Raw genomic sequence first — 984 nt, 5'->3', positions numbered from 1 at the left:
CAGACGAAGCGCTATATCGCGCAAAAAACCTAGGACGGAATAGAGTCGAATACTATATTGATCCTGAAGATATCTACTTTTCACCTAGCAAGCTCTATCAAACAGGGCTTATCCATTTACAGTGGAGCAAACGCTACGAATCTGGCAACCAAACCATTGACTCCCAACACTATCACCTTTTTCAACTATCCAACAGACTACTTTCCGCTATAATTGCAGGAGAATCAAAAGAACACTGCTTAAACCTGATTAATGCACTTATTGAGCATGTCAAAGAACACTTCAGAGACGAATCTGAAGTATTCTTATCGGCAAATTACGAAGATTCAGAAAATCACTGCAAGATACACGACAAACTACTAGGCCAGTGCGCCGACCTTGCAGAGAAATACAAGCATGACTCGCTATCGCTAGGGGAAATTTTAGTATTTCTCGCTAGCGAAGTCATACACAATCATATGATCATAGAAGACAAGAAATTCTTCAAATGTATTTGAGCGTTTCGACTCAGACATATCGCAAACAAGAAAACGCAGGAAGCTGCATTATTGTTCAAACAGCTAAGACTACAGGATTCCAGTTCACTGGACTGTTGAAAATCCAGAGTTTAGCGATTTTTCGGCGTTAAAAATCACAGGATCCTGCGAGTTCAGACCGTCATAAAAACAAAACAAGCTGAAAATACACAGAAAATACTAATTTTGATCCAAAAACGGCTTGTCCGATGGCAGAATCCTGCCATCCAGTCCCATAGTCTACTTCAAAAACGAAAGAAATTTCGTATTTGACCAACTGGATAGGGGATGGACTAGGAGGACCATGGGGAAACGGCTGCCCTTCGGTCACCTTAAGTTCCTTGGTGGGCTTGCCGCTGGTGTCAGTGCTTGCCTCCTCCCTGTGTCTTGGCTATAGATAATTTCTATCGCAATAGTCAGGAGGCATCACAAATGCAAATTCTCATCATCCTGTCGAGCAATGTCCCGG

Annotated in this window: 1 protein-coding gene; it reads left to right on the top strand. The window is 42.4% G+C overall.

The window, feature by feature from the left end; translation table 11 throughout:
* The coding region (locus NY78_RS24400; protein ID WP_156181160.1) for a bacteriohemerythrin at nucleotides 1-497 on the top strand (497 nt) is incomplete at its 5' end.
* Between the last annotated feature and the right edge of the window lie 487 nt (nucleotides 498-984).

It is taken from the genome of Desulfovibrio sp. TomC (assembly GCF_000801335.2).
Taxonomy (GTDB): domain Bacteria; phylum Desulfobacterota; class Desulfovibrionia; order Desulfovibrionales; family Desulfovibrionaceae; genus Solidesulfovibrio.
The sequence above is the reverse complement of the archived record's forward strand: the minus strand, read 5'-3'. Positions and strand labels throughout refer to the sequence as shown.